Source organism: Helicobacter sp. MIT 01-3238 (assembly GCF_003364135.1).
GTDB lineage: Bacteria > Campylobacterota > Campylobacteria > Campylobacterales > Helicobacteraceae > Helicobacter_B.
This window is the reverse complement of record NZ_NXLN01000002.1, coordinates 54,176-75,556: the sequence shown is the minus strand read 5'-3', so window position 1 is coordinate 75,556 and position 21,381 is coordinate 54,176. Positions and strand designations below refer to the sequence as shown.

Here is a 21,381-nt window from a genome sequence, read left to right as displayed (position 1 = left end):
CGCTTAAATCTAAAATCTTTCAAAAGTCCGTAAAAAAGCCATAAAAATCTGTGGGATTAAAATCAACAAATATCACAAAAATATAACGCAAAATCGTGCGGTAGCTTTAGTGCTGATTTTGCTTTAATATTATTGATTCAATCTATATTTTTTAGTGATTTTGCTTGGCTAAGTAGTAGGAGTTTGGATTCTTTTAGGCTCTGTATTTGGGTTTGCAAAATCACTTCTTTTTGCTCATAAAAATCGTTTATCGCTTCACTTAGGCTAAAAAGCGTGGTTTTATAAAGCGCGTTTGTAAGTAATAGCTTATCTTGAAATACAAGAAAATGTAGCCCCTGATTTAGGCATTCGCGCACATTTTCTAGGCTTAAGTGAAATGGCTCAAACTCACTTGGATTTTCTAGGTGCTTTTTTAGCGCGTAAGTCATTTTGTTATCAAGGCTTTCTAGAGTAAGTTCTATGGTGTTTTGATACTCTAAGATTAGGATATTTTTTAGGCTAGCTAGCTCGACTTCAAGCCTGCTAAGTGCCCTCTCTTGCAGTAGTGCATACTCCCTCACAAAAGAATCTAGTAGTGAATTTATAGATTTTGCAGATTCTGCGTAGTTTGTAGAGAGTGTAGAATTTGCAGAATTTGCATTTGTAGGATTTGTAGAATCTAGCGCGTTGCTTGATAGATTTTGCACTACATTTTGCTCTAAGTTTTGGTAAATATCCTCATAAGCACAAAGCCTAGATTTCCACTCCTCTAGCATAGCGATAAACTCACGCTCTTGTGTGATGAGAAACTCTCTAAAATCTTGTCCAAAATCACTTATCATAAAGCCTATTTTTCGCAAATCTCGCAGATAAGTGTTTTCACTTTTTGTCAGCTCACTTTTTAGCGTGTCTTTTGGGAGCATTGTGATAGTTTTTTCTTGTGTGGTTGATTTTTTTAGCCCTAGTGCGTTTTTGCGCGTAGTGTGGTATGGTATTTGTCGGCTTTCTTGGGCGTTGAAAATGTATTGTGCGAGGCTATCAAGTTTGGCATTTAGCTGTGGGAAAAGCGTGTCAAACTTCATACTTAGCCCGCTTTGATTAGCATTAAACCTCACAAATGCTGCTTTTGTTTTTAGGGATTGCGTGAGCGATAGCCTTAAGCGCAGGCTTTTATGCACCCTAAATGCCTCACTTATTAGCAAAGATTTTAGCGAGCGCAAAATCTTTTTGGTTTTTATCTGCGTGCTTTTTGTTCGTAGCTCTTTTTGGATAAAATCTAGGACAGCTTGGATATTTGAGCTTTCCCAAAGCGTGTTTTTTGGACTACCATTTGGACTATTTTTTGAGCTATCGCTTTGGTAAGAATCTAGTGCTTGCTTTGCAGAAATAGGGATAATTTCGGCAAAAAACCCACTAAATGCGCTATTTGCATAGGCTAGACTTGTGCTAATTTCTTGCTCATCTTTTAGTCTGTCTTTTTGGTTTAGAATACATAGGCTTTTGGCAGAGTATTGCTTTAGGTGTTCTTGCAAAATATCTTTTTCACTTTGCTTACCGACATTATCGATAAGAGAAAGCCAAATGATACCATCGACTTCGCGCAAAATCGCATTGGTCGTATCCGTGTCGATTTGATTTTGGGAGTTAAACCCCGGGGTGTCTAAAAATGTAATGTTTTTTAGTAGTTCTATCGGGGCTTGTAGCTTGAAGTGCGAAATTGTGGCGTTTTCTATGCTATCGATTTGGTGGAGATATGCTAGAGGTTTTAGCTTTATGCTAGAATCTTTGTAATGCACTTCTATAAGTAGATTTTGAAGCAATTTTTGAGGTAAATTTTGAGATGAGTTTTTAGGTGGATTTTGCGATAATTTTTGCAAAATATTTTGTGAAGCATTTTGCAAATGATTTGTATCTTGTGGATTATTTTGACTTATGGCACTGCCCAAATTCTCTCCATAAGAGATTTCACATACTTTCGCAGTAACAGGCGTAACACCACTAGGGAGAATCTCGCCACCCAAAAGTGCGTTTATAAAGCTACTTTTGCCACTTGAGAATTGCCCCACAATAGCGATTTTTAGATGAGAGATTTGCTCTTTTGAGCGCGTCTCTAGCTCTAGATTTTGCAATATTTTTTCTTGTGTAAAATCTTTTTGTGTGCTAGCTCCACGCAAAAATCGACTTTGATTTAGCGCGTATCTTGTGCTATTTATAGCTTGCTGCAATGGATTGTTTGCGTTTATATTTAGGCATTCTTGGATAAATGATTCTAGCAAAGAATCTAGCGCATTTTGGGATTGTATCTCACTCATTGCAATGCCTTTATGATAATCTCTAATTCATTTTGAATGTCTTTTAGGGCTTTATCTTTATTTGCGCAAGCTGATTTTAGGCTCTCTATGTCGGTGTTTTTTATTGCTTCTAGGCTTTTGGCAATCGTTTCTTCAATCAAAGCCACTTTAGCTTTGGTAGCCTTTAGACTTGCTTCCAAAATCTCCTCAAACTCGCTTAAAAATGCGGATTTTATCGCTACATTGTTTTCTAAAATAATATCACCAAGACTTGCAAACCCACTTTTAAGCGCACTATCTAGCTCATTTCTAAAATCCACTTCCAAAGTAGATTTTGAAGCGGATTTATAAGAGCTAATCACGGCATAGACACTAGAGATAAGAGCAGATTTGATATGAAATAAATGCTCTTTTGCATTTAAAGAAAACAAATCGCTAGAATCAAATTTTGACTTTTGCTTAGATTCTACCCTAGATTTTATCGTAGAATCCGCGGAATCTACACCACTTTTAGAATCCACAAGCAGTGTTTGTGCACTCATAAAATCTATCATTTGGATACTTGCTTTTAGGCTAGCGATTTTTTGGGCACTCTTGTAGCGATATTCGCGAAGCAAATCCGCGCTTATATCATCGATACTTACTTCTAGTAGCTGGCTTATGCGCTCTTTTTTTGGCACGCTACCACGAGAGATTTCATAGAGCATATCATCATACACTAGGCTATTTAGTCGGTTTTTGTGCATATTTAGACTTGTTGTTATGATTTTTTGTAGTCCTTCTAGGTAGGATTCTAGCTCACTGCCAAGCGTGCTAAACTCGGCTTTTTGCGCTTCGTAGCTCTGCATTATGGCTTCTTGCTTTGCTTTTGTGTCTTTTATGACGGATTCTAGTTCATCTTTTGAGGCACAGCTTAAAGCTAGCTCTATACCGACTTTTTCAATCTCTTCTTTGACAATCCCACCCACAGCCCTATAAGCACGATACAAAATATCTCGTTGCTTTTGGCTATTTTCACCTAAAAGTGCGTTATCTAGGTAGTCTTGGACAGCTAGGATTCCTGTTTTTTCTTTGTCATAGCCTTTTGCGCTGGCTTGGGCTATGATTTGGGCGTTGTTGCTTGTGTAGCCTAGTGCGAAGTAGCTTGATATAGGGATAAAATCTATGCGAGATAAAAGCGCGTCTATGTCGCCATCAAACCGTGCTTTTGTGAGCTCTTTTGCTAGCGAAGCGCGGGTATAATCTAGGCTAGATTCTAGCTCTTTTGGGCTTAGCAAATCAGCCCTACTTAGCACAACCAAAAGCCTAGCGACATTTGAGCGCAAAAGGCACTCCAAGATAAAATCCATATCCACTTCAGTAGCCGCACAGCTCGCATTCATAATGTGTATAAGCAAATCACAATGAGTGATAAATTCTCGCGTGATTTTTTCTCTAGCGCGTATAGGGTCATCTAGTCCCGGTGTATCGACTATCTCTACGCCATTGCTAGATTTGCTAGAATCAGTATCTAAGCGTTTGTTTTGTAAAAATGGCAGTGCGATAAAAAGCTCGACTTTTTTGATGAGGTTGCAATATTTTGTAGAGCTATTTGCCGAAGTATAATCACGCAATTCCCCCAAATCTATATCTTTGCTTCCTTGCTCCAAAAGGGATTCTAGCTCATTGCCAAAAGCCTCTTTTGTAGATTTTACAAATTCGCTCATATTTTTATCGCTTAAATCACTTTCAAACCCTCCCCACTCCTGCTTACTCCAAAAATGAACCCTCGCAAAATCTTTTGTGCTATTTCCCTCTTTTTTGTCCGCATTTTCAAAAATCGGGCGCAAAATACTAAGATTTGCCGTCTCTGGAATCGTGCTAGTGCCCAAAATCTCTCTACCCAAAAGCGCGTTTAGAAAGGTGCTTTTACCCGCACTTAGCACGCCTGTGATACCGATAGAAAATGATTGATTAGCACTTTTTTGTTGGATTTGAGATAGGGCGGTGGGGTTAGAAATACCGATAGTATTTAGCTGCTTTATGAGAGAATCTAGCTCACTTTGCAGGGCTTTTAGATTTAGTGTTTTTGCTGGGCTTTGTGTCGCTTCTTTAGTGGCGTTGTTTTGCTCTTTGGCAAAGTTTTCAAAAAGTGTTAGAAGTGCGCGAGTGTGGGTAGTGCTTAAAAGATTTGCGCTATTTAGTCGCAAAAAATGTGGAGCAAGTGCCACTAATCGCACAGCACTTAGCTCAAATAAAATGTGCTTTTGGGTGGTTTGTAGCGTGTCAAAATCTAGCTTAAAATCTCTCTTAAAATCCGCTTCTTGCCAAAAATTTTGCATAAGATTTATGAAAATCTTGCTTTGGCAAAATGTATCAAAATTATCAGTATTTGCACTTAGGATAATGGCTAATTCTTGAGTGTTTTGCGGGATTTGTATGGATTTTGCATTGTAGCTTGTGCTGTTTTGGACACTTGGATAAAAAATAGCACAAAAATCCTGCCATAATTTTTCTCTTTGTTCGCTTTGCTTACTAGATGGACTAATATCTGTGGGCATACTAGCAGAAATATTAGAGTGTGTATGAGAATGTGTGGGCTGCTTATGTGGCATATCTAGCCTTTTTGTTTTGCTATGCGTTGCTTACTTTTGCGCTAAAATTTGTGATTGTAGCATATTTAGTTTGTGTAGGCATTTGTTTTGCAAAAATTGTGCGATATTTTAAAAGAGCAGCTTTTCTAGGAATGTTTTGTCAAGTGTCGCTTTGCAAAGAGAGTTTTTAAGATTTTATCGTGTTATATTTTACACAAATCAGCACCATAAAATCAAAACCTTAAAAATAGGATTTTACAATGACAGAGATTGATAAGCAAAGCCTGCAAAATGCCAAAGGGCTTTTTGAAAGCGGGGATATAGACAAAATTGAAGTAGGCACAACACAAGGGCTTAAAGCGATTCACAAATACCTTTTTGATGGCTTATATGACTTTGCTGGAAAAATAAGAGTGCAAAATATCTCAAAAGGCAATTTTCGCTTTGCAAATGCACTTTATCTAAAAGAAGTGCTAAAAGTCATAGATACGATGAGTGAGAGAGATTTTGAAAGCATTATCACTAAGTATGTGGAGGCGAATATCGCCCATCCGTTTATGGATGGCAATGGCAGGGCTACTAGAATCTGGCTTGATATGATTTTAGGAAAAATCTGGGTGTCGTGGTGGCGTGGCAAAATATCGACAAACACAAATATTTGCAAGCTATGGAGCGAAGCCCTGTGAATGATTTGGAGCTAAAATCCTTGATTTCCCCAAACTTAAGTGCAAATATCAATGATATAGAATCGATTTTCAAAGGCATAGAGCAGTCGTTTTTTTATGAAAGCAACGATTAGCACCGACTTACAAAACACCAAAAATACACTTTTAAGCAAAACGCTATCAAAAAATCGCTAGAATCTCGTTTTTATTTTTTGTGTAAAATTAAGCGTCTATATTGTCGCTAAGCAAGCTTGCGCAAATCCCAAACTTCAGCTATTCCTAAAAAGGTAATCACAATATAAAGCACGCAATCAAGCAAAATCACAAAAATCAAAGGAGGCAAAATGCAAATCCCACAAAATCTACAAAAACAAAATCTACTCTATGAGGGCAAAGGCAAAAAGCTCTATGCCACACAAGAAGCAAATCTCATCATCGCAGAGTTTAAAGACGACTTAACAGCGTTTAATGCACTCAAAAAAAGCACGCAAGAGGGCAAAGGCTCGCTAAATTGCCTTATTAGCTCTGCGATTTTTGAGATTTTGGCAAAAAATGGTGTGGCTAGCCATTTTGTCGCTAGGCTAGATGAGAGCAATATGCTTTGCAAAAAAGTTTCTATCATTCCGCTTGAAGTAGTCGTGCGAAATATCGCCACAGGCTCGCTTAGCAAGCGACTTGGCATAGAAGATGGCAAAGTGCTACCCTTTAGTCTTGTGGAGTTTTATTATAAAGATGACTCACTAGGCGACCCACTTGTAAATGACGAGCACTGCGAGCTACTAGGAATCATAAAAGACAAAAACGATTTGGCGATTTTGCGACAAAAGGCTTTGGAGGTAAATAAGATTTTGCGTGCATTTTTTGATGATAGAGGGGTAAATCTTGTGGATTTCAAGCTAGAATTTGGACGAGAAGCGCAAGGAGGCACAGGAGAGATTTTGCTAGCTGATGAGATTTCGCCTGATAGCTGCAGGCTATGGGACAAAGCGACAAATAAAAAACTTGACAAAGATAGATTCCGCCAAGATTTGGGCAATCTAAAAGAGGCTTATGAGGAAATCCTAAAGCGCATTCAAGGCTAGCAAAAAACCTAAAACAAATCCGCAAAATCTAATTTCAAGGAATTACAATGAAAGCAAAGGTAACTATCTACCTAAAAGAAGGCGTGCTAGACCCTCAAGCAAAAGCAATCCACAATGCCATAAAATCCTTTAATATTGATGAGATAAAACAAGTCAGCATAGCAAAGCAAATAACGCTAGATTTTGGTTCTTGTGATAAAGACAGCGCACAAAACCTAGCCCAAAAAATTGCCAAAGATTTGCTAGCAAATCCTGTGATTGAGGATTATGCGATAGAAATGTTAAAATAGAATCAAAAAGAGGATAGAAATGGTAGCAATAGCGCGTTTTGCTGGGACAAATTGCGAATTTGATATGCAATATGTGTATGAAAAGATTTTGGGAGTGCCCTGTGAGATTGTCTGGCATAAGCAAACGCACTTGCCAAGCGGGACACGCCTAGTGGTGCTAGCAGGTGGATTTAGCTATGGAGATTATCTAAGAAGTGGAGCGATAGCGAGATTTGCACCTATAATGAGCGCGATAAAAGATTTTGCAAAAAATGGTGGCAGAGTGCTTGGCATTTGCAATGGATTCCAAATCCTAACGGAGGCAAATCTTTTGCCCGGTGCGCTAAAGAGAAACAAAGACTTGCACTTCATATCTAAAAACCAAAACCTAATCATCACAAACACTCGCAATGCCTTTTTGCGCGACTACAAAAAAGGCGAGGTAATCACTTTGCCCATAGCCCACGCTGATGGGAGCTATTATTGCACCGCACAAGAGCTAGAGAAGCTAGAAAAAAACGAGCAGATTTTGCTAAAGTATGAGAGTGATATAAATGGCTCTGTGGGGCAAATCGCGGGGATTTGCAATGAGGATAAAAATGTCTTTGGGCTTATGCCACACCCAGAGAGGGCGTGCGAGAAGCTACTTGGCTCACAAAGTGGGCTAGCTATGCTAAAATCCATACTAGATTTTCGCTAAAAGCCCACAAATCTAAAAACCCAAAAAGCCTAGAATCTAAAAAAGGGGAAAAAATGACACTGCAATCAAAAATACGATTTTACACACAAATACGCAAAAAAAAGATATTGCCTAGTTTATCTCTTGCTCTATTTTGCGCTTTTGTTGGATTTTTTGCTACCCCCTCTAATGCAGAGCAAAACACACAGCCCCCCCAAAATCTAGATTCTCCACAAGCTGCCCAAATCCCCCAGACTTTGGAGCAAATCATCGAGCAAGATATACCAAATAATGCTTTGCAAAATATGCAGCAGAATTTGGAGGCTTTGCAGAATTTCCCGCAAGAATCTTTGCCCGATGAGAGTGCGCTAGGGTTTGGCAATGATGAGGGAAATATAAACGCCCCACAAAATCCCCTAAATTCTCAAGCTATCTATGCAAGCCCTGATGAAAAGCTACTCTTTGTGCGAAACGCCACACAAGAAGCCCTGCTAAATAAAACTATCTATGTTGGGCAAAAAATCCCTATCACTTACAACGCGCTATTTTTCAATGGTGCAAGCCTTAGCCAAAGTGCATTCCAAGACAAAACAGCCACAAACAAAATCGCACTACAAAATCCGCTTGAGACTTGGCAAAAAGATTTAGAATCTGCTCAAAAAGGCGAAGATGTCTACACTATCACTTATGTGTTTAAAATCAAATCTGCCAACGCGATAATCCCGTCATTTGAAGTGAGTGCGATAAGCCAAGACGGAGGGATTATTGATTCGTTTTTGGTAGAATCTATCGCGATAAACGCGCTTGACTTGTATCAAAACAAGCGATATGTGGGCGTGGTGGCAGATAGATTGGAGCTAGGTGCTTACAAGGCGCGAAGCTATGATGATGAGCACAATCTAGTGGCGTTTGAGATAAGTGCTAGCAATGCAAATCTAGAGGATTTTAAGCTCCCGAGTGTAGAAAAGCAGGGCATTGAGAGGTCAAATTTTTCAACTCCAGAATCTAGTGCGATTTTTTATGCACTTATCCCCAAAAATATCCAATCAGTGAGTTTTGAGTATTTTTCTTTAAGCAACAATCGCTTTGAAGAGATTAGATTTCCTGCGATTCCAAATGCACAAAGCACAGAATTTCAAGAGGACTTAAAGCCAAAAAACACTTACTTACTCTACACTGCGCTAGGGATTTGCACGCTAGGGCTTATATGTGTGGGCTTAGGCTTTGCTTTCAAAGCACCGCTTAGGTATGTTTTTTGGGCTTTGGCAGTGGCGATTTTTGCCTATCTGCTACATTATCTACTTTATACCAAAAACGGCATTGTAAGCCCAAATAAGCATATTTGGATTCTCCCTACGCACAATTCCACATTGCTAGAAACCACCACAAAACCTATCGAAGTCAAAATCATAGGCGAATATAGTGGGTATTATAAAATCATTACCCCTGAAGAAAAAGTCGGTTGGGTAAAGCAAGATGATGTCGAGTAAACTAAAATCTAGCAATCCAAAATCCAACCTGCCCAAAAGCGAAAAGAAAAATAAAAGCCAAAAGGGATAAAATGCTTATAAAAGAGATTTTTTACAAAGCAAAAGGCATATACGAAACAATCGTCATAGCCGTGGGGCTTGCGTGCATTATGGTGGGGATTTATTTCACAAAGCACAAAAACAATGCCTTTGGGGCGCGCAGGACTTGCAAAATCTTTTTTTGGCTATCTCGCATACGACTAGAAAAAGTCGGCGAGTTTGATGAAAGCGCGGAGCTAATCATTATGAATCATCAAAGTGTCGCAGATATACTCTGCCTTGAGGCATACCACCCACGAAATATCTGCTGGGTGGCAAAAAAAGAGCTCGGCGAGATTCCCTTTTATGGATTTGCCCTGCGAGGTCCACAGATGATTTTGATAGATAGGGAGGATAAGCGTGGATTGGCATTGCTACTAAAGGTAGTGAAAGAAAAACTTAGTCAAAATCGCCCTATTGTGATATTCCCTGAAGGCACTCGAGGCAGGGGAGGAGAGCGATTTTTGCCATTTAAAGCAGGGGCAAAAATCATCGCAGAAAAATACAACCTAAAAATCCAACCAATCGTGCTAATAAACACGCGCAAAATCTACAACACTTCACCTTTTGAAGCGCGAAGTAGTGTCGCTAGAATGGTGCTTCTAAAGCCTTTTCATATCAATGAAATGCCAACTAAAAATGTATTTTTTAGCCAAGCAAAATCTAGCCAAAAATATGTAGCTAGCACAGATGAAGCGCAGCAAACAAACGATGCTGCTAGGGCTGATAAAAATGATTGGTATAAAGAGCTAGAAAAAGTGATGCAAGAAGTGTATTTGGAGCATTATAAAGAGCTAAATTGAGTAATCGCTTTTGGCAAATGCGAGATTTTGCCTATTTTGTGTTTATTTTTTGTTTATTTGCCTATCATTTGTTACTTATTGTTACCTCATAACTTTGTTTTTTTTTTTTTTTTTGAGCGCAAATATTGCATTTTTAATATAAAAACGCTATATTATCACAAAGTTTGCGCTAAATGGAGTTTGAAATAAGGAGGCAAACAAGATGAGCAAGGACAATAAACACCAAGCCAATATCATTACCGTAGCCAACCAAAAGGGTGGCTCGGGCAAAAGCACCATAACGATTAACCTAGCCGTGAAATTGCTAGAGTTTTCTAGCAAAGTGCTCGTTATGGATACCGACCCACAAAAAAGCATCGAGACTTTCACAAATATCCGCGAAAGCGAAGCAAATTCTAAGAAAAATCTACGATACTTCACGCTTTCAAATCGCACAGGCAATATCGCAGAATCCCTAAAACAATTCCTTGAACTCTATGAGTATATCATTATCGACACAGGAGGCATAGACAGCCAAGAGTCGCGCAAGGCTATGCTTTATGCGGATTCTATTATTTTGCCTACCACGCCATCACAGCTTGATGTCGATGTATTGCAGACAATGCTACAAACTCTCACAGAGATAAAAGACATAAATGATGAAGTAAAGATTTTGATTTTGATGAATAAGATTAGCACGAATGTATTTCTTGGCAAGGATTTGCTAGAATACAAAAAAACCATTGAAAAGATTCAAAAGAATCTTGGCGTAAAAGATGGTTTTTATCTTTTAGAGAGTGTGCTAAAAGAGCGTATCGCATACAAAAGAGCTATCAGCGAGGGGCTTGGTATCTCTGAATACAGCGATGCGAAAGCTAGAGGCGAGTTTGAGGAGTTTTTTGCAGAGTTTGCAAAGATTGGGGATTTGCAGGCTTTGAAATCATCAAACTCTAAAAAGAAGAAATAGCTTAAGTGCTAGGCTTCAATCCCCACTAAATTCACTAAGGAGACACAAATGGAAAAGACTCAAAGCCCAAAGGACAAAATCAGCAAGATTGCTAAAATAGAAGGTAGCCAAAAAGCGCAAAAAATCATTGCAAAAGCACCTCAAACAAGCTCAAGTAAGACTAAGTCATCTACAAGGACTTCAAAAGTAGCTACAAAAGCAAAGGCAAAAAAGCCACGCACTTTGACTAAAGCAAAAACCACAGCAAAACAAGCTATCAAAAAGGTGGCAAAAGGAATCAAAAAAGACTTGTCTTTCCGCGTAGATGAGAAATCGCTAGCAAAAATTGAAGCGTTTTTCAAAGATTTTGCCAAAAAAGCAGAGGACAAAAGCGCGTTTATTGAAGAAGCAGTCCTAAAACCTATCAAAAAGACTGCCAAAAAAGGCAAAGCAAAACTTAAGAAACTAAAAAAATCTTAAAGCTATAAGGCTTTGGAGATATGACAACGATTTGAAGCCAACGGCTTTGAATCGTTTTTGGGATTTGACACATTAGCTACACTAAAATCTTAGATAAGTCCAAAGTTTGTTTAGGGGTTTTTTCTAGGGCTTTGACATTGCTAAGTTTTGGTGCTAGTTTTTTGGTGTGCCACTCGGACTAGATTTGCTTATGCTTTTCTCGCTTTTTAGCAAATTAGCAAGAATTTTTAAGCAGGCTTTGTCGCACGGAAATCTTAAGCAAAATCTAAAGTCCTCTTTTTTCTTTTGTTGCTCACACTCTATTTCACTATCTTAATATCTCTTGCGTTCTACCCGACTAGGACTTTTTAATAAAGCCCTTACAAAGCACTCAAACAAATGCTTATTTTTCTAAGATTCTAGGAAGTGTGATTCCCCTTTGTCCTTGATACTTCCCGCCTCTATCTTTGTAGCTTACTTCACACATTTCATCTCCTTGAAAAAACAACACTTGAGCTATGCCCTCATTTGCATAGATTTTGGCAGGAAGTGGCGTGGTGTTAGAAATCTCAATAGTGATATGCCCCTCAAATTCTGGCTCAAAGGGCGTAACATTGACAATAATCCCACACCGCGCATAAGTGCTTTTGCCTAGACATATCGCAAGCGTATCGCGCGGCATTTTAAAATACTCCACCGTGTGTGCTAGCGCAAAGGAGTTGGGCGGGACTATGCAAAATCCGTCTTTTGCCTCTTTGGTGATGACATTGTTTTCGTGGAAATTTTTGGGGTCTACCACCATAGAATCCACATTGCTAAATATCATAAACTTGCTTCCCACGCGAATATCATAGCCATAACTTGAAAGCCCAAAAGAAACAATATTTTTCCCCACTTGCTTTTCGCAAAATGGCTCTATCATTCCGTGTTCTAAGCTCATTTTTCGTATCCATTTATCCGATTTTAGCCCCATTTGGTGCTCCTTTTTGCATTTGATATTTTGGAGTTTAAAGATTGTTTTAGCTTTTGTTTTTGCTAAATGTGCTATTATACAAGATTTAATTTGCTTGAAAAAGGATTTTTGATGAATTTAGCAGACATCAAACGGCTTATTGAAATATTCAACAACAGCCAAATAGCAAAACTAAGCCTAAGAGAAGATAATTTTGAGCTAAAGCTTGACAAAAGCTACGCTCCCACTGCTCCAGCTACACCCGCCACACCTCCTCCACTTCCTAGCACTCCACTTGCCCAAGAGGTTTCTACAAACACAGCAAGTGCTACACCCACCCCAAGCGCACCCACACCACCCGCCACAAAGAGCGGAGATTTTATCACTTCGCCTATGGTTGGGACATTTTATCATCGTCCTAGCCCAGAGGCTGCTCCCTATGTCGCTGTGGGCGATACAGTCAAAAAGGGGCAAACTATCGGCATTATTGAAGCAATGAAAATAATGAATGAAATCGAAGCAGAATTTGACTGCAAAATCTTAAGCATAGAGACTGATGATGGGCAGCCTGTGGAATACGGTAGCAATCTCATAAAAGTGGAAAAACTCTAAATGAAGCCAGCAAAGCAAGCCAACACTTTGGCAAATAACCAAGACAGCGCAAAATCCCCAAAATCAAACGCCACAAAAACGCAAGGCGCAAAATCACAGCCAAAGCCAAAAAAACTAGAGCGCATTCTCATAGCCAATCGTGGCGAAATCGCCCTGCGTGCCATTCGCACGATTCAAGAGATGGGCAAGCAGGCAATAGCTATCTATTCTACTGCAGATAAAGACACGCACTATCTTGATGTCGCCGATGTCAAAATCTGCATAGGTGGGGCAAAATCTAGCGAGAGCTACCTAAATATCCCTGCGATTATGAGCACAGCTGCTTTAGTCGATGCGGATGCGATTTTCCCGGGGTATGGATTTTTGAGTGAAAATCAGCATTTTGTAGAGATTTGCGCTCATCACGGCGTAGAGTTCATAGGACCAAGTAGCGATGTAATGGTGCTAATGAGCGACAAATCCAAAGCAAAAGATGTGATGAAAGACGCGGGCGTGCCTGTCATAGAGGGGAGTGATGGCGCACTCAAAGACTACAATCAAGCCTACGAAGTCGCCAAAAAAATCGGCTACCCCGTAATCCTAAAAGCCGCTGCAGGTGGTGGTGGACGCGGTATGCGTATCGTAGAAGATGAAAGCCTGCTAAAAAACCTCTACCTTGCCGCAGAGAGTGAGGCTTTAAGCGCGTTTGGAGATGGCACGATTTATATGGAAAAATTCATCAACAAGCCCAAGCACATTGAAGTTCAGATTCTCGCTGATAAACACGGCAATGTGCTTCACATAGGGGAGCGCGACTGCTCTGCCCAGCGCAGACAGCAAAAGCTAATCGAAGAGACTCCAGCTGTGGTGCTTAGCCAAGAAGTGAGGGCAAACCTCCTAAAAACAGCTGTCAAAGCAGCTAAACATATCGGTTATGTAGGAGCGGGGACATTTGAGTTTTTGCTAGATTCCAACAACAAAGATTTTTTCTTTATGGAGATGAATACCCGCTTGCAAGTAGAGCATACAGTTAGTGAAATGGTAAGCGGACTTGACTTGGTAGAGTGGATGATACGCATAGCGGAGGGCGAGAAGCTACCTAGCCAAGATGAGATAGAGTTCAAAGGACATAGCATAGAGTGCAGAATCACAGCAGAAGACCCTGTGAAATTCTACCCAAGTGCAGGCAAAATCACGCAGTGGATAACGCCCGGTGGTGCAAATGTGCGGCTTGATAGCCACGCGTATGCGGGCTATGTCGTGCCTATGTTTTATGATTCGATGATTGGTAAGCTAATCGTGTGGGGCGAGGATAGAAACAAAGCCATTGCCAAAATGAAGCGTGCACTAAAAGAGTTTAAAATTGAGGGAATCAAAAGCACGATTCCATTTCACATAAAAATGATGAGCAATGCAGATTTTCTAAAATCCAAAATCCACACCAAATACCTAGAGCAGGATATGGAATAGTCTTTGCAAAAATCCAAAAGAGCAAAAATTTAAAAATCTGTGTTGATTTTTAGTGGGGATTTGCCTAAGGTTTTGGAGTTTTATAAGAGGATTTTAGATTTGTGATATAGATTTTGCTAGACTTTTTAGGCAAAATTTAGTCAAAATCCACAAAAGAGATAGCAAATGCAGATAGATTCTAAGCTAAAACCCCTACATATAAATGATGAAAAAAAAGCCACGCCCAAGTCAAAAGACACTGCCAAAAATGATGACAATATAGACACTGCTAAAGAGATACCCCCTCGCCACCTACTATCAGCAGAATCAATAAAAACTAAGCCCACGCCATTGCAAAAGCTAGATTCCCTCCAAAATCCAAGCAACACTCCAAGCCACAACCTAAACGCTATAAACACCGCTCTAGGCGAACTAGAAGTGATGACAAAGTCCCTAAACACCCTCCAAAAGCACCAAAAAGTCTATGAAAAGCTCGCCCTAAAGCTAGACCAAGCCACAGAGGAGCAAGATGATGAAGCTATGCAGGCCATTGAGCAAGAAGCCCAAAAAGTCTATGAAAAAATGCAAGAAGCCTACAATCTCGCAAACTTTGGTGGCAAAAATGTCTTTGAAAAAACCTATACAAACCTCGTCCCAGAAGTCGCTATCTTAGGTAAAAAGGTAAATCCAAACACGCTAGAAATCAAAAATAGCGATGCCGTGATAGAATACGCTAGCTTGCTAAAAGAGCAAAAAGCCCAAGTAAAAACTGCGCGCAAAATCCTCTACAAACGCGCACAAAGTGAAATGGACGAGCTAGCAAAAACCGATAAAAGCTATGAGAAGCTAAATAGAGATATGTTACTAAGCGAGGAGTTCAAAGCCGCGCAAGGTGGCAGAGGTATCCGCGCCGAGCGAGTGCTACAACTGCTAAATTTACACTAGATTTTACTTTTTAGACTTGTTGATTTTATAACTGCACATTTTTTTGCCCCACCCTCCAAAAAGAAAAACAAATAATCACAATATAAGGATTTTTATGCAAAAACATATCCCTGTTTTGTTGCGTGAAGTGCTTGATATATTTGCGCCTGTATGCGTAGCAAATGCAAATAACAATCCCGTGATAATTGATTGCACTTTGGGGTTAGGAGGGCATACCCTAGAATTTTTAAGAGAATTTCCCTCTTTGGAAATCATCGCCATAGACAAGGATACACAAGCCATAGACATAGCCACAGCCTATGCCAAAGAAGCGGGACTAAGTCAAAGGCTTCACACCATAAACGCGCCTTTTTCACTTGGGATTGAGAGGGCGTTTGAGCTAGCAAAATCGCTAGATAGACGCATAGTAGGGGTTTTGGCAGATATAGGGGTTAGCTCTATGCAGCTAGATAGTAGCGAGCGTGGGTTTGGGTTTGGCTCTCACACACTTGATATGCGTATGGATTTGGCTCAAAGCAAAGACGCAAAATATGTGATAAACACATATAGCGAGTTTGAGCTAGGGCGTGTGTTGCGCGAGTATGGCGAGATAAAAGAGTATAAAAAGCTAGCCAAGTCTATCAAAGCGCGTATAAAATCTAGTGGGGATTTTGAAAGTGCGAGGGAGTTTAGCGAGTTTTTGCGCTCACATAGCTCGCACAAAGGAGGCAAAATCCACCCCGCTACACTTGCATTTCAAGCGGTGCGAATGGAGGTAAATAACGAGCTAGATGAGCTAAAAAACGCACTCTTTGCGCTAGAAAATCAAAGCAATGCTATGAGTGGCGCAAGGGTAGGGATTATCAGCTTTCACTCACTTGAGGATAGGATAGTCAAAGAGACTTTTAGGCAGTGGGCTAGACCGTGTGTGTGTGAAGCAAGTGCGATGAAATGCGTATGTGGTGGGGATAATGCCAAAGGAGAGATTCTTACCAAAAAGCCACTCATAGCCAGCGCAAAAGAAGTAAGCACAAACCCCCGCTCACGCAGTGCCAAACTACGAGCATTTGCGTTTAGGCAATAAACATTTAAGTATTGCTAGAAATGAGATTTTCTAATTTGGCTAGAAAACCTTATAACATAGCCTAAAATGATAATATTTAGATTTTGCCTTTATCGCAAATAAGCTATCTCACATTTAAAAACATAATAAATTTGTTTCTCTAATGACTAGCGCAAAATCTTTTTACAGAATGCTATGAGAATTTTTAAGATTCTCATAGCAGATAGCATTAGATGAGAAGCGTGGGATTTGCACTAAAAATCATACTGCAAGGAAATATAATATCTCCTGCCCTCGCGGATATAGTTATAGTGGTTAGCCCAAGTCAATGTCGTCCCATTATTGCCACCCATATAGCTTTGGTAATCCACAAAATTACGATTAAGCAAGTTATACACCGCAAATGTTATACGCAGATTCTCCGTAGGCTTGCCATACACGCCTAAATGCGTGAGATATATCGGCTTATAGTATTCGCCAAGCGCAGCTGCGGCGGTATTTGGCGTGTTTGGATTGCCTCGATAGAGATGCGTTTTTACCTCCTGCCTTATGTATGCACCGAAGTATTTGCTATCATAGTTTAGGCTCGCATTGACACTATGAAGCGGGACATTAGTAAGCCTTTGGTCTGTGCTCCCTGTCGCGCCCTGTGCGGTGCGAGATATGTAGGTGTGATTAAATGTATAAGCCCCATTTAGACTTATCTCGCCATACCCCACCTCGATAGGTCTAAGCCCAAGTGCCACTTCCGCGCCATAGGATTTCGCCTCGCCTAAGTTTGCATAATATGAACAGGTATACTGCCCTGTCGCGCCACAAATTTGCCCAGTAGTGCCTACCACTGTGCCTTGTGCAAATCCTCCAACGCTTGTGATTCTGTCTTTAAAATCTGTGTAAAATCCCGTAACACTTAGATTAAAAAAGTCATTATCAGTAAGCAGCGAAAGTTCATAAGTTACGCTTGTTTGTGGAGTAAGGTTTGGATTCCCATAGGTTGGCTGTGCTCCAGAGGCAGAAAAGCTCACAATCCCATTTACAAGCTGATTGAGCGCAGGAGATTTATAGCCTGTGCTTACACCGCCCTTTAGCGTAAGCCAGCCATCAATGATATTATAGGCAATATACGCGCGGGGAGAGAAATTGCTCCCAAAAATGGAGTTAAAATTCCCTCGCCCACCAAGTGTCAAAAACACTCTATCAAAGAGCGCGAACTCGCCTTCAGCATACACCGCACCGATATGTTGGTCTTTTAGAGAGCTCGCACCTTGCGCGACTACTGCTAGGAGATTATCATTAAAGGTGTTATACCAATAGCGCGCACCTACGCCTAGATTTAGCCCGACATACCGCCCGAAGTTAAAAAACATTTTGCTTTTGTGCTCGGCAATCACATCTTGCGCACGCAATTCTCTATCATCGCCCGCACTCACGCCATTAAAAGGACCTGTGGCAAGCGTGCCATTGGGGACACTTGTATTTTGTGGCACAGTGCGCCCATCATTTTCTGTGAGATTATACTGCACGCTATTATCCATTTTATAAGATTCAAAAATCGCCCCCTCATTGCGATAGTAATTCCCCTGATGAGAGAGAACCGCATTTGTTTGAAAAACATTATAATTTGTATCATAGCCATTTAGCCGTCTTAGATTTTCTGCTGGAGAGCCCGGACGCCAGCCTTGCGACCAGTTTGAGAGCAGCAGTCCATCAGAGTTATCAAAAAGCTGTGCGCCGTAGTTTAAGTCCAAATACACGCTATCTCGAGCAGAGCCACCCACAGATTCTAGAGAGTTCCACTGCAAGCGTCCACCGATAGTATAAATTTGTCCGGGCGCAATCCCCACAAGCGTGCTGGCTTGCGCATTATTTGCATTTAAATGAGGCAAAACAAGGTTTTGCAAAGGCACACCAAACCTCGCGTATTGAGAGCCTCTCAAAGTAAGCCCCCAATTTTTCGCACTATTTAGCGGACCTGCGGTGTAGAAATTAAAGCCTTGTTGATGTCCAAATCGCTTTTCCTCTTGCAAAGTGGTGTTTAGCTGCAAGCTCGCACCCCATTTATCAAAACTTTTCTTAGTGATGATATTTACCACACCACCCATAGCATCGCTTCCATAGAGCGTGCTCGCAGGACCGCGTATGACTTCGATTCGCTCAATAGCACTCATCGGCGGGATAAAGTAATTTACCGCGCTTCCAAAGCCATTAGGGAAAAGCGCGTCTCCGCCCGTGCTGGAACGCTTGCCATCAATGAGGGTAAGCACATCGGTGCTCCCGCGAATAGAGATATTATACCCGCTTGTCTTTGAGACACCGCTATCTATGGACACCCCGGGCACATACTGTATCGCCTCGCCCAAATCCCGCACAGGACGGCTCATCACTTCTTTTGGGCTTACTGTGCTGATACTCGCTGGTGCTAGCGTGTAGTCTTGCTCAAACCCACCTGCGGTTACGACAACTTTTTGCAACTGCTTTGCTTCTAGGGTGTCGTATTGTTTGTCGTGCTTTATGGGTTTGTCATATCGCTTAGAGTTTTGGTGCTGTGAATTTTGGTGTTGTGAGGATTTTTGTGAAGCGGTGCTTTGACTAGAATCTACGCTAGAGCTAGAATCTGCATTAGAATTTGAATCTAAGCTAGAATTTTGATTAGATTCTGCGCTAGATTCTTGGCTAGGGCTTGGGTTAGATTCTGTGCTAGATTCCAAACTAGAATCTTTAGTAGAATTTGCTCCTACTTCATTTAGTGATAATCGCATTTTTGTTTCCTCTGCTTTTGTGGAGGATTGTATTTTTCCCCCTCCCATTACGGAGGAATCCACTTTTGTTCCCCCTCCCATTGCGGAGGGGGCTAGGGGGTGGGTAGAATCCAAGCTATGATTTTGTATGGAATTTTGAGCAAAGTATTTGCTAGATTGCTTTGCAGATTCTTTCATAGATTTTATAGAGTCTTTTGCACTCATTTCTTGCTTAAGCGGAGCTACCCCCCCCCCCCTCTCTCTCTCTCTCTCGTTATCAGCTAGGGCGAGGGAAGTAGCTAGGCTAAGGCTTAGTGTGAGTGCAACTGCTTTGCTAGAGATGTTTTGTTCTCTAGTCTTTCCTCTAGTTTTGCTAGGATTTTGGATTAGCGATTTTACTTTCATAAATGCTCCTTATCTTAAATAAATTTTTGTGTTTTATCTGCTAGTGCTAGATAAAACTCGCGCATTATAATCATTTAAAATAAAACTGCGCTTAATTCTCACTACACTCCCAAAATGAATATCATAATGAGAGAGATTCGCTTTTATGGGAATGTGTAGGTGTGATTTTGCAAAAAGTTAGATTTTGGTAAGTTTTGTTTGGCAAAGATTTCGTGCTATTTTTGTGAGCAAAAAGATAGAAATATCGCTCTTAGATTCCCCCAAATTTGCGGAACATATCGATAATTTTTACTTTGGTAAATGAAATTTGTGAAGTGAAAATGAAAAAATTTGGGAAAATTGTAAAAATTCGTAAAAATTTAGTGAAAACAATATTTTTTCGCAAAAATACTAGGGATTTCTTTTGGCAGATTTCAAAATACCAAGCAATTTCAAGCATTCGATAAAATCTGCAATTTGAGTGATGAAGTTTTAAGAAGTCAAAGTATTTTAAAAACAATGCAAAATCTAGTAGAGGTATTTTGGTTTTTTTTAAGTCCCCCAAACCACCAACAAAAAGCCCTAAATATGCCAAACAAAGCAAAATCTAACAAAATAGGTTTATCCCCTAATGGATTACCAAAGGCTGCTCCCCAAAGACGCGCTTAAAGATGCAATCCACGCTTTTTGTGTAGTAGCCAAAATCAAAGCACTCCTTTATCGCCTCCTGCCCTATCGCGCTGAGAAGTTCAGAATCTGAAAGCAAATACTGCAAATACAGCGATTCCCCGCGCTCATTAAGCGCACTTTTTCCCTCCTGCAAATCCTGCCACACCTTCATCGCATTTCTTTGCACGATTTTGTAGGCATTTTCACGCGAGATTCCCTTTTTGGGTAGCTCTAGCAGCACGCGCTGTGAAAAAACAAGCCCACCTGTGAGGTTGAGATTTTTTAGCATATTTTTGGGGTAGATGAGAAGTTTATCTAGCAGGCTACTAAGGCGAGCGAGCATAAAATCTGTGGTGATGAAGCTATCTGGCAGGATAAATCGCTCCACGCTAGAGTGGCTTATATCACGCTCGTGCCACAGCGCGACATTCTCCATAGCAGGCAGGGCAAACCCCCTAATCACGCGACAAAGCCCCGTGATATTCTCGCTTAGCACGGGATTGCGCTTGTGAGGCATAGCACTACTGCCCTTTTGCCCCTCCTCGAAAAACTCCTCCGCCTCATACACTTCCGTGCGCTGCAAATGTCGAATCTCCACAGCGATTTTCTCACAACTACTTGCTAGCAGGGCTAAGTCCGTGATTACCCGTGCGTATCTATCGCGCTGGATTACTTGATTGCTCACAGGAGCGGGCTTTAGTCCTAGCTCTGCGCACACGAGCTCTTCTAGCTCTATTGGCGTGTGGGCGAGATTTCCCATAGCACCGCTTAGCTGCCCCACGCTGATGAGCTTAAGAGCAGATTCTAGAGAATACAAATGTCGCCCCATCTCATCATACCACACCGCGCACACAAGCCCAAATGTGATAGGCTCGCCGTGAATGCCGTGGCTTCGCCCCACCATAAGCGTGTCTTTGTGCTGATAGGCTTTTTTCTTTATCACTTCGCGCAAATCACGCACGCCCTGCATAATGAGCTTTAGAGAATCCCTCATCTGCAGTGCCACCGCTGTGTCGATACAATCGCTCGAAGTAATGCCATAGTGAAACCACCGCGACTCCTCGCCCAAAGACTCCGCTACACTCGTGGTAAAGGCGATTAAATCGTGCTTGGTAACCGCCTCAATCTCATCAATGCGCGCTATGTCAAACTTCGCGTTCGCGCAGATTTTCTCACAATCGCTATCAGGGATAAGCCCTAGCTTGTTCCACCCGCGCACCAGAGCCTTTTCTACCTCTAGCCACGCGCCATACTTCGCCTCTGTGCTCCATAGTGCTTTCATCTGCTCTCTTGCATATCGTTCTACCATTCATCGCTC

At 41.0% G+C, this 21,381-nt stretch carries 16 protein-coding genes and 1 pseudogene; 12 read left to right on the top strand and 5 right to left on the bottom strand.

The window, feature by feature from the left end; translation table 11 throughout:
• Positions 1 to 137 precede the first annotated feature (137 nt).
• Together CQA40_RS01255 and CQA40_RS01250 are read right to left on the bottom strand one after the other, a co-directional pair.
• Positions 138 to 2,291, bottom strand: coding sequence for a dynamin family protein (locus CQA40_RS01255; protein ID WP_115519182.1), 2,154 nt, complete (start codon positions 2,289 to 2,291; stop codon positions 138 to 140).
• The gene (locus CQA40_RS01250; RefSeq protein WP_115519181.1) at positions 2,288 to 4,864 is read right to left on the bottom strand and encodes a dynamin family protein; all 2,577 of its coding nucleotides are present in this window, start codon (positions 4,862 to 4,864) and stop codon (positions 2,288 to 2,290) included. The genes CQA40_RS01255 and CQA40_RS01250 overlap by 4 nt, the downstream gene beginning before the upstream one ends.
• Before the next feature lie 239 nt (positions 4,865 to 5,103).
• Between CQA40_RS01250 and fic the strand changes: the two are divergent.
• The 8 genes and pseudogenes from fic (at position 5,104) to CQA40_RS01210 (ending at position 11,314) form a co-directional block, all read left to right on the top strand.
• Positions 5,104 to 5,642, top strand: a pseudogene (fic, locus tag CQA40_RS01245) (protein adenylyltransferase Fic).
• A 210-nt stretch (positions 5,643 to 5,852) separates the two neighbouring features.
• Positions 5,853 to 6,590: a phosphoribosylaminoimidazolesuccinocarboxamide synthase gene (purC, locus tag CQA40_RS01240; protein ID WP_115519180.1), complete on the top strand. Its 738-nt coding sequence runs from the start codon at positions 5,853 to 5,855 to the stop codon at positions 6,588 to 6,590.
• Positions 6,591 to 6,637: 47 nt separating this feature from the next.
• Positions 6,638 to 6,880, top strand: a complete 243-nt coding sequence (gene purS, locus CQA40_RS01235; RefSeq protein ID WP_023928448.1) for a phosphoribosylformylglycinamidine synthase subunit PurS — start codon at positions 6,638 to 6,640, stop codon at positions 6,878 to 6,880.
• Between the two features lie 19 nt (positions 6,881 to 6,899).
• Positions 6,900 to 7,559, top strand: a complete 660-nt coding sequence (gene purQ / locus CQA40_RS01230) for a phosphoribosylformylglycinamidine synthase subunit PurQ (RefSeq protein WP_115519179.1) — start codon at positions 6,900 to 6,902, stop codon at positions 7,557 to 7,559.
• Between the two features lie 53 nt (positions 7,560 to 7,612).
• Positions 7,613 to 9,028, top strand: a complete 1,416-nt coding sequence (locus CQA40_RS01225) for an SH3 domain-containing protein (RefSeq protein WP_147290133.1) — start codon at positions 7,613 to 7,615, stop codon at positions 9,026 to 9,028.
• A gap of 71 nt (positions 9,029 to 9,099) precedes the next feature.
• On the top strand, positions 9,100 to 9,909 hold the full coding sequence (locus CQA40_RS01220; protein ID WP_115519177.1) for a lysophospholipid acyltransferase family protein: 810 nt from the start codon (positions 9,100 to 9,102) through the stop codon (positions 9,907 to 9,909).
• Between the two features lie 202 nt (positions 9,910 to 10,111).
• Positions 10,112 to 10,855 (top strand): ParA family protein, encoded by a 744-nt coding sequence (locus tag CQA40_RS01215; protein ID WP_115519176.1) that lies wholly within the window; start codon positions 10,112 to 10,114, stop codon positions 10,853 to 10,855.
• Between the two features lie 48 nt (positions 10,856 to 10,903).
• A complete protein-coding gene (locus CQA40_RS01210; RefSeq protein ID WP_115519175.1) occupies positions 10,904 to 11,314 on the top strand; it encodes a hypothetical protein in 411 nt (136 codons plus the stop codon).
• Between the two features lie 382 nt (positions 11,315 to 11,696).
• On the opposite strand, the gene dcd is transcribed toward CQA40_RS01210, so the two are convergent.
• Positions 11,697 to 12,266, bottom strand: a complete 570-nt coding sequence (dcd, locus tag CQA40_RS01205; protein WP_023928455.1) for a dCTP deaminase — start codon at positions 12,264 to 12,266, stop codon at positions 11,697 to 11,699.
• A gap of 111 nt (positions 12,267 to 12,377) precedes the next feature.
• Between dcd and accB the strand changes: the two genes are divergently transcribed.
• The 4 genes from accB to rsmH all read left to right on the top strand — a co-directional run bounded on the left by accB (position 12,378) and on the right by rsmH (position 16,293).
• A complete protein-coding gene (gene accB, locus CQA40_RS01200; protein ID WP_115519174.1) occupies positions 12,378 to 12,857 on the top strand; it encodes an acetyl-CoA carboxylase biotin carboxyl carrier protein in 480 nt (159 codons plus the stop codon).
• Complete coding sequence (locus CQA40_RS01195) at positions 12,858 to 14,306, top strand: acetyl-CoA carboxylase biotin carboxylase subunit (RefSeq protein WP_115519173.1); 1,449 nt, start codon at positions 12,858 to 12,860, stop codon at positions 14,304 to 14,306.
• A 165-nt stretch (positions 14,307 to 14,471) separates the two neighbouring features.
• Positions 14,472 to 15,230 (top strand): hypothetical protein, encoded by a 759-nt coding sequence (locus tag CQA40_RS01190; RefSeq protein ID WP_115519172.1) that lies wholly within the window; start codon positions 14,472 to 14,474, stop codon positions 15,228 to 15,230.
• Positions 15,231 to 15,324: 94 nt separating this feature from the next.
• The gene (gene rsmH / locus CQA40_RS01185; RefSeq protein ID WP_115519171.1) at positions 15,325 to 16,293 is read left to right on the top strand and encodes a 16S rRNA (cytosine(1402)-N(4))-methyltransferase RsmH; all 969 of its coding nucleotides are present in this window, start codon (positions 15,325 to 15,327) and stop codon (positions 16,291 to 16,293) included.
• Positions 16,294 to 16,526: 233 nt separating this feature from the next.
• On the opposite strand, the gene CQA40_RS01180 is transcribed toward rsmH, so the two are convergent.
• Positions 16,527 to 19,415 carry a TonB-dependent receptor domain-containing protein gene (locus CQA40_RS01180; RefSeq protein ID WP_115519170.1) on the bottom strand — a complete coding sequence of 963 codons (2,889 nt, stop codon included), beginning with the start codon at positions 19,413 to 19,415 and terminating at the stop codon, positions 16,527 to 16,529.
• Between the two features lie 607 nt (positions 19,416 to 20,022).
• Positions 20,023 to 21,372 carry an adenylosuccinate lyase gene (gene purB / locus CQA40_RS01170; protein ID WP_115519168.1) on the bottom strand — a complete coding sequence of 450 codons (1,350 nt, stop codon included), beginning with the start codon at positions 21,370 to 21,372 and terminating at the stop codon, positions 20,023 to 20,025.
• Between the last annotated feature and the right edge of the window lie 9 nt (positions 21,373 to 21,381).